At 65.3% G+C, this 8,327-nt stretch carries 9 protein-coding genes; 5 read left to right on the top strand and 4 right to left on the bottom strand.

Annotation, left to right across the window (positions count from 1 at the left end):
* Positions 1-435 (top strand): hypothetical protein (locus VL752_RS15465; protein ID WP_413788771.1); only part of this gene is annotated, 435 nt, incomplete at its 5' end.
* A 63-nt stretch (positions 436-498) separates the two neighbouring features.
* Here VL752_RS15465 and VL752_RS15460 read toward each other — a convergent pair.
* Positions 499-1,452, bottom strand: a complete 954-nt coding sequence (locus tag VL752_RS15460) for a GlxA family transcriptional regulator (RefSeq protein WP_325356754.1) — start codon at positions 1,450-1,452, stop codon at positions 499-501.
* 104 nt (positions 1,453-1,556) lie between these two features.
* Between VL752_RS15460 and VL752_RS15455 the strand changes: the two genes are divergently transcribed.
* From VL752_RS15455 to VL752_RS15440, 4 genes are all read left to right on the top strand, one after another.
* Positions 1,557-2,360: an SDR family NAD(P)-dependent oxidoreductase gene (locus tag VL752_RS15455; protein WP_325356753.1), complete on the top strand. Its 804-nt coding sequence runs from the start codon at positions 1,557-1,559 to the stop codon at positions 2,358-2,360.
* A 22-nt stretch (positions 2,361-2,382) separates the two neighbouring features.
* Positions 2,383-3,153 (top strand): SDR family oxidoreductase, encoded by a 771-nt coding sequence (locus VL752_RS15450; protein ID WP_325356752.1) that lies wholly within the window; start codon positions 2,383-2,385, stop codon positions 3,151-3,153.
* Between the two features lie 114 nt (positions 3,154-3,267).
* On the top strand, positions 3,268-4,113 hold the full coding sequence (locus VL752_RS15445) for an aspartyl/asparaginyl beta-hydroxylase domain-containing protein (RefSeq protein WP_325356751.1): 846 nt from the start codon (positions 3,268-3,270) through the stop codon (positions 4,111-4,113).
* A 45-nt stretch (positions 4,114-4,158) separates the two neighbouring features.
* Positions 4,159-4,758 (top strand): nitroreductase family protein, encoded by a 600-nt coding sequence (locus tag VL752_RS15440; RefSeq protein WP_325356750.1) that lies wholly within the window; start codon positions 4,159-4,161, stop codon positions 4,756-4,758.
* A 49-nt stretch (positions 4,759-4,807) separates the two neighbouring features.
* Here the strand turns inward: VL752_RS15440 and VL752_RS15435 are convergent, their stop codons facing one another.
* From VL752_RS15435 to VL752_RS15425, 3 genes are read right to left on the bottom strand one after another with little or no spacing between them, the layout of a single operon-like run.
* A complete protein-coding gene (locus VL752_RS15435) occupies positions 4,808-5,998 on the bottom strand; it encodes an NAD(P)/FAD-dependent oxidoreductase (protein WP_325356749.1) in 1,191 nt (396 codons plus the stop codon).
* Positions 5,995-7,176, bottom strand: coding sequence for an AI-2E family transporter (locus VL752_RS15430; RefSeq protein WP_325356748.1), 1,182 nt, complete (start codon positions 7,174-7,176; stop codon positions 5,995-5,997). Before VL752_RS15430 ends, VL752_RS15435 begins: the two co-directional genes overlap by 4 nt.
* A 45-nt stretch (positions 7,177-7,221) precedes the next feature.
* Positions 7,222-8,214 carry a cysteine synthase A gene (locus tag VL752_RS15425; RefSeq protein ID WP_325356747.1) on the bottom strand — a complete coding sequence of 331 codons (993 nt, stop codon included), beginning with the start codon at positions 8,212-8,214 and terminating at the stop codon, positions 7,222-7,224.
* Positions 8,215-8,327: the final 113 nt, after the last annotated feature.

Genomic DNA, 8,327 nt, shown 5'->3' with positions numbered 1-8,327 from the left:
ATCTTCCGCGAACTGGCGATTTCCTACATCGCGCGCAATGACCTGGCCCATGTCGATCCGGCCGATCTGATGCCGGACACGATCGGCAATGGTGCGGCGGAAGGGAACCTGCCACGCACCGGCAATGAGACCGCGGAACAGGCGCGCTCCATGTTGGCCGATATCCAGCGTGGCGTAAGCAAGGGTTTCGTCCGCGGCACGATCGGCGTGCCGAGTGCCACGCCGAATGGCGGCATTGCGGCCTCCACCAGCCTGCGCCCGGCGATGATGGCAGAAGCCGTGACACCGGCGGATGACCGCTCAGCCAAGATGCGCGAGGCCAAGGTGAAGGGCTATGAGGGTGACAGCTGCCCCGAATGCGGCAATTTCACCATGGTGCGGAACGGCACCTGCCTAAAATGCGTGACCTGCGGCTCGACCAGCGGCTGCTCGTAAGCCGCATTCGCTGAGCACAAGGCCGGCCGGTCCCGATCAGGGACCGCGCCGGCCTTTCGCGTTTCAGGCCGCGGCGCCCACACCGCGGGCGGCACGGCGGATGGCCTGGGGCGGCATGCCCCATTGCCGCATGAAGCTTTCCCGCATGCGGCGCTGGTCCATGAAGCCCGTCTCCCGCGCCACGGTCTCGATCGGGTGGCGGCTATCCTCCAACATCAGGCGCGCAGCCTCCAGCCGCAGCTGCTCCACCGCCTTGGCAGGCGATTGACCGGTCTCCGCCCGGAAGGCGCGGCTGAACTGACGCGGGCTGAGCCGGGCGGCCTCCGCCAGGGTTTCGACCGTCAGCGGCCGGGCGAGGTTGTTCTTCGCGAAGATTAGCGCGGTCTGGATGCGGTCGGATTTCGCGGCGAGATCGAGCAATTCGGAATGTTGGGACTGCCCACCCGATCGGCGGTGATGCATGACGAGCTTGCGCGCGACCGAACGTGCAACCTCCTGACCCAGATCCTTCTCGACGAGTGCTACCGCGAGATCGAGCCCGGCGGTGAGGCCGGCCGAGGTCCAGACCGCGCCTTCGTTGATGTAAATGCGGTCCTCCTCGACTGTGACGGCCGGAAACCGCTCCCGCATCAATTTTGCAAAAATCCAGTGGGTCGTGGCGCGCCTGCCATCCAGAAGCCCACATTGCGCGAGCAGGAAAGCGCCGGTGCAGAGCCCGGCCACGCGTCGCGCCCGGCGCGCATGGGCCTGCAAGGCGGCAATCGTCATGGACGGCAGAGGATCGGGCGGCAGGGTGCCGCCGAGGAGGAGGAGCGTGTCAATCCCGTCCGCGTCGTGCAGGCTCTCGGTTTCCATCCGGAAGCCGGTGGAGGAGGGGACCATGCCACCCTCGAGTGACAGAAGGTGGACCGAATAGAAATTCTCGCCGGTCACCAGATTGGCGAGTTCGAAGGCCGTCTGCGCGGCGAGCGCCAGGCATTGAAAGCCGGGAAAGACGACGAGGCCGATTTCGGGCACGGGTGGCTCCCAGGGTTGTCCTGAAAACGTATGTTATACGTCATTTAAGACAAAGGCCAATCGTCGCATGATTCCGCCATCAAAAGCGATGGGGATTTCACGCAATGACAAGCGAATACAAAGGTGTAGCGGTTGTGACCGGCGCATCCTCCGGCATCGGCGCGCTCTATGCCGAGCGTCTGGCACGGCGCGGCCATGACCTGATTTTGGTCGCCCGCAGCCGCGATCGGCTGCAGGCACTGGCCCAGCGTATCAGCGACGAGACCGGCCGGGCGGTGGAAGTCGTCGTGGCCGACCTGGGCGATGCCGCAGACCTCGCCCGGGTTGAGGCGCAGCTGTCCCGGGACGCGAGCCTCACGATGCTCGTCAACAATGCCGGCTTCGGCACCTTTGCCCCGCTGCTGGAAAGCGATGTCGGCCGGATGGAGGCGATGATTCGCCTGAACGTCATCGCGCTGATGCGGCTGACCTATGCGGTGGCACCCGGCATGGCGGCGCGGGGCAGGGGCGCGATCATCAACATCTCCTCGATCGTCAGCATCGCACCGGAACTGCTGAACGGCGTCTATGGCGGCAGCAAGGCTTTCGTCCATGCCTTTTCAACCTCCCTGAACCACGAACTGGCGCCCAAGGGCATTCGCGTCCAGGCAGTGCTGCCGGGGGCGACCGCGACCGACTTCTGGGCGACCGGCGGCCTGCCGGTCGAGCACCTGCCGGAAGGCATCACCATGCAGGCGGCGGACATGGTGGATGCGGCGTTGAGCGGTTTTGACCTGGGCGAGGTCATCACCATCCCCGCTCTGCCCGACATCGAGGAATGGAACGCCTTTGAGGCCGCGCGGCGGTCGATGAGCGCCCGCCTGTCCCGCAGCTTGCCCGCTTCACGCTACGGCATTGTCACAAATTAAGTATTAAATTGGAAAAGGAAAAATGACCATGCAACTAACTGGCAATACCATCTTCATCACCGGCGGCTCATCCGGCATTGGCCGTGGCCTGGCCGAAGCATTTCACAAGCGCGGCAACCAGGTGATCATCGCCGGGCGCCGCGCGGCACTGATGGAGGAGGTGACGGCCGCCAATCCCGGCATGGCCGCGATCGTCATGGATATCGCGGATCCGGCCAGCATCGCGGCGGCGGCGGACCGGCTGATGCGGGACTACCCGAACCTGGACGTGCTCGTGAACAATGCCGGCATCATGCCCTTCGACGACGCCTCCGCCCCGATTGACGACGCCATGGCCCAAAGGCTGATCGCGACCAATCTGCTCGGACCGATCCGCATGACCTCGGCGCTGATCGAGCATTTGAAGCAGCGGCCGCGCGCGACAATTCTCTATAATACCTCGGTTCTGGCCTATGTGCCGCTGGCCATGACCGCGGTCTATTCCGCAACCAAGGCAGCACTCCATTCCTACGCCCTTTCGCAGCGCTTCATGCTGAGAGACACGGCGGTGACGGTGCAGGAGATCGCGCCACCCTGGGTGGATACCGACCTCGTCCGCAAGAGCGGCGACAGCCGGGCCATGCCGCTCGATGCCTTCATTGCCGAGACCATGGCCGGACTGGGGACCGAGGCGCCCGAGATTCTGGTGGAGAGCGCGCGGCCGTTGCGCGACAATCCGGGTGCGGAGGAACATGCCCTGGTCCACGGTTTCAATCTGTCGCTCGTCGAAAATCCGATCCCGGTCGACGGCTGAGACTGGGGGTTTGGCGGGCATCCGGCGCGGGCGTCTCGCCAAACCCCGCGTCTCTGTCGTATCAGAGGGGGAGGGTGGCACGTGAAAGGCTGCCCTGCCTGCGGAGATCGATCGATGGACACACTCACCAACCCCAAGCCGGGTGCCGGCGCGGACAGCCAAGAAGCCAAGCAGAATTTCGGGACCACCGGCATCAAGCCGATGAGCCGCCCGAGCCTCACTACCCGGGTGGTGATGAAACTCGTCTCCTGGGTCGAGCGCCTCAACCTCAGCTGCGCCAAACTGGGCAACCCGCCCGTCTACGACAATGCGACCTTCCCCTGGGCCGCCGAAATCGAAAAGGACTGGCCCCTGATCCGGGCCGAGCTGGACCGGCTGCTGCTGCGCAAGGCGGATTTGCCGAGCTTCCACGACATCTCGACCGACGTCTCCACGATCTCGACCGATGCCGCCTGGAAGACCTTCTTCCTCACCGGCTATGGCCTGACCTCCAAGAAGAATACGGAACTCTGCCCGGATACCTGGCGCATCGTGCAGAAGATCCCCGGGCTGCAGACGGCGATGTTCTCGATCTTCGAGCCGGGCAAGCACCTGCCGCCGCATCGCGGGCCCTATAACGGCGTGCTGCGCTTCCATCTCGGCCTCATCGTGCCGAACCATCCGGACAAGATCGCCATCCGTGTCGACCGTCAGATCTGCCATTGGCAGGAAGGCCGCGCCCTGATCTTCGACGATGCCTTCGAGCACGAAGCCTGGAACCATTCGGACGAAACACGCGTCGTACTCTTCGTCGACTTCAACAAGCCGCTGCGGTTCCCGGCCAATCTGATTAGTGCCGCGCTGCTGCGCATCGCAATCTTCACGCCCTTCATTAAGGAAGGGGCGGATAATCACGATGAGTGGGAGAAGAAGTTTTACGCGGAGGCGGAAGCCCTGCGCAACGCGCCACCCAAGCACTGACCTGGTGTTCGATCACACTCTAGCGCACACGACAAAGGACGGAACATGACGAAGACCGCCAATAGCCGCACGGCCGATCATGAGATCGACAAGATCTTTCTCGAGCGCTGGTCGCCGCGTGCCTTCACCGAGGAAGAAATTCCGGAAGCCGATCTCTTCTCCATGTTCGAGGCCGCGCGCTGGGCGCCGTCTTCCTACAATTCCCAGCCTTGGATCTTCGTCTACGCCCGCCGCAGCTCGCCGCATTTCGATAAGCTGCTTGGCCTGCTGATCGAGTTCAACCAGTCCTGGGCGAAGCGTGCCGGGGCATTGGTGATCATGGCTTCCAACTCCGTCATGCTGCCGCCGGGCGCCGAGAAGGCCGTGCCGTCGCACAGCCATTCTTTCGACGCCGGTGCCGCCTGGGGCTCCTTCGCCCTGCAGGGCTCGATGCTCGGCTGGCACGCCCATGGCATGGTCGGTTTCGATATTCCGCGTGCCTTCGCCGAGCTCGACTTCCCCGAGGGCTACCGGGTGGAAGCGGCGGCGGCGGTCGGCCGCCTCGCTGACAAGTCCATCCTGCCGGAGTTCCTGCAGGCGCGCGAGACGCCTAGCCCGCGCAAGCCGGTGCCCGACTTCGCCTTCGAGGGCAAATTCGGCGGCTGATGGCGACCTCCGCCTTGGCGCGGCCACGAGGCTGCGCCGAGGCGAAGGCTCAGACCGCCTGGCCGGCCGCGAAGCCCGAGGCCCAGGCCCACTGAAAATTGTAGCCGCCGAGCCAGCCGGTCACGTCCACCGCCTCGCCGATGAAATGAAGGCCGGGAACGGCTGTTACCTCCATCGTCTTGGAGGAGAGGCCAGCGGTATCGATGCCGCCACGCGTGACCTCGGCCTTGGCGAAGCCTTCGGTGCCGGCGGGCGTCAGGCACCAGCGCTGCAGCCGCTCGGCCAGGGCCGAGAGCGTTTTGTCGCTCGTCTCGCCGATGGGCGGTGCGCTCTCCTCCTCCGGCGCCAGGGCCTGGGCCAGACGCTGGGGCAGGCGCAGCTGTTCGGCGAGCGCGGTGCGCAGCGCGATGCGCGGACGGGCGCGTTTGGCGGCCAGCAGCAGCGCGCGGGCGTCCTGCCCGGGCAGGAGATCAACGGTGAAGGCGTCGCCCGCCTGGAGATAGTTGGAAATCTGCAGGATGGCCGGGCCGGAGAGGCCGCGATGGGTGAAAAGCATGGCTTCACGAAAGCCTGTTTTCCCGCGGCTGGCCACGATCTCCGTCGCGGTCCCTGAGAGGCCGCGCATCAGGGAAAGCTCTGGCTCCTCGAAGCAGAGCGGCACCAAAGCCGGTTCGGGGCGGACCGTGGCGACGCCGAACTGGGCGGCGATCTGATAGGCGAAGCCGGTTGCACCCAGTTTCGGGATCGACAGACCGCCCGTGGCGATGACGAGGGCAGGGGCGGAGACCACGGCCGCCGCCGTTTCCAGGTGAAAGCGGCCATCATGCCGGATTTCCTGCACGGCCGTGCCGAGGCGGAGCGTGACCTCCGCCTGCCGGCATTCGGCGAGCAGCATCTCCACGATCTGGCGGGCCGAGCCATCACAGAAAAGCTGGCCGAGTGTCTTCTCGTGCCAGGCAATGCCATGGCGATCGACGAGGGCGATGAAATCCGCCGGGCGATAGCGGCTGAGCGCCGATTTCGCGAAATGTGGATTGGCCGAAAGGAAGCGCGCGGCCGGGGTCTCGCGATTTGTGAAGTTGCAGCGGCCGCCGCCGGAAATGAGGATCTTGGCGCCCGGCGCCTCGCCATGTTCGAGCAGCAGAACCCGGCGGCCGCGCCTGGCCGCCGTCATTGCCGCCATCAGTCCCGCCGCCCCCGCGCCGATGACGAGGGCGTCGTAGTGCTCGCGGCGCCTCATCCTTCGAGCAGATGCCCGAAGGCGCGGAAGGGGCGCAGCCGGTCACAGATGATTTTAAGGATGGCGAGCATGGGCACGGCGAGAATGGCGCCGGCAACGCCCCACATCCAGTACCAGAAAATGAGAGAGAGCATCACCGCGACCGGGTTGATCGTGAAACGGCTGGCGAGCAGCATCGGTGTGATGATTTCGCCCTCCGCCACGTGGATCGCGAAATAGAGGCAGGCGGGCAGGATGGCGATCCAGGCGAAGCCTGCCGTCACGATACCGACGGCCAGGAACATCAGGATGCCGACGAAAGGGCCGAGAATCGGCACGAAGTTGAGGCAGAAGGCGACGACGCCCCAGAGCACCGGGCCTGGCACGCCGCAGGCCCACATGACGAGCGCTGTGGCACAGCCCACGAGCGCGTTGATGATGGTGATCGTCAGCAGATAGGCGGAGAGATCGCGCTCCATATGCATCGAAATCTCGACCGCCTCACGCTTGTCGTCGAAGCGCGGCAGAACTTCGACCAGGCGACGGAGGAAGGTTTCCCCGAAAACGAGCATGTAGAAGAGGACGAGCAGCGTTTCGAGCAGATTGGAGGCGACGGTGCCGGTGCCGCTGAAGACGGCAGTCACCATGCTGACGGGATTCGACAGGACAGACCCTGCGCCGCCGAAATGAACCCCCATTCGGTCGAGCAGGTGCTGCAGCCGGGCGATCGGCGGTTGCAGCACGGCGAAACGCTCCTGCAGCATGGGCCAGGCATGGGGAAGCTGCGCCGCCCAGCGCGAGGCTGGGCTGGAGAGCAGGGCGCCGAGGCCCACGAAGACGCCAAGCAGCAGGGCGATGCAGACGAGCGCACCAGCGGCCTTCGGAACGTGGATGCGCTCCAGCACTTTCACCAGCGGCTGGAAGAGCAGCTTGAGCACGAGGGCCAGCACGACGGGCAGGACGATATCTCGCGCGACGTAGAGGCAGGCGAGGACGGCGATCAGGGTGAGCAGGCCGAGAAAGACCGTGTTCCAGTTGCCGGGCAGCGGCATCTCCCGATTGCCCCGCAGATCGTGCAGGGCCGGATCGCTGACGGAGATGCCGAACATGCGCGCGAGGCCCCCGCGCAGCTTGTCGGGCGTCTTCTCCGCCTCGGGGGCGGAGGGGGGCGGCTTTAGGCCGTCCAGAGGGTCTGACATAGGATCCTGTTCCGACGCGTCGCGCGGCCGATTGAAAGCATCCGATCAGGCGCCAAGCCAGGATGGCACGGGCAGGCCCTTGGACTTCAGGAAAATGGGGTTGAAGAGTTTGGATTGATAGCGGCTGCCGCCGTCGCACAGGATCGTGACCACGACATGGCCGGGCCCCAGTTTCCGCGCAACGCGAATGGCGGCGGCGAGATTGATGCCGGCAGAACCACCGACCGACAATCCCTCATGCTGCAAGAGGTCGAACACCTGGGCCAGAGCCTCCTCGTCCGGAATGCGCTCGGCATCGTCGATGGCCGCACCCTCGAGATTGCCGGGCACGCGCGACTGACCGATGCCTTCGGTGATGGAACTGCCGGTCACGGTGAGATCGTTCTCCTTCACCCAGCCATAAAGCCCGCTTCCATGCGGATCGGCCAGCACGATGCGGATCGCCGGGTCCCGCGCCTTCAGCGCATCGGAGACGCCGGCGAGGGTGCCGCCCGTGCCGCAGGCGCAGGTGAAGGCATCCACCCGGCCGCCGGTCTGTTCCCAGATTTCTGGGCCTGTCGTCGTCGCATGGCCGGCGCGATTGGCGCGATTGTCGAACTGGTTGGCGAAGAGGGCGCCCATCTCCTCCGCGAGCCGGCGGGCGACGTGGACATAATTTCCCGGATCGCGAAAGGGCGCGGCGGGCACGAGGCGGAGATCAGCGCCGATGAGGCGCAGGAAATCCTTCTTCTCCTGTGCCTGCGTCTCCGGCATCACGACGACGGAGCGATATCCGAGCGCATGGGCGACGAGCGTGAGGCCGATGCCGGTATTGCCGGCCGTTCCTTCCACGATGGTGCCGCCGGGCTTGAGCAGCCCCTGTTCCTCGGCATCGGTGATGATGGCGAGCGCCGCGCGATCCTTGACCGATCCGCCGGGATTCATGAATTCGGCTTTGGCGAGGATGGCGCAGCCGGTCGCTTCCGAGGCACGGCGCAACCGAATAAGCGGCGTATGGCCGATCGACCCTGTCAGCCCCTCTGCGATGCGCACGGCCATGTCTGCTTCTCCGCCCTTGCCTTCCGCGACCCGACGCGGCCATCTGAAAGAAGTTCAACCCATCGAGGACAGAGATGATCGAAGATGTCGAACCCGGCAAGGCATGGGACGCG

Source organism: Acidisoma sp. (assembly GCF_035492295.1).
Lineage (GTDB): Bacteria > Pseudomonadota > Alphaproteobacteria > Acetobacterales > Acetobacteraceae > Acidisoma.
This window is presented reverse-complemented; position numbering and strand designations above follow the sequence as displayed.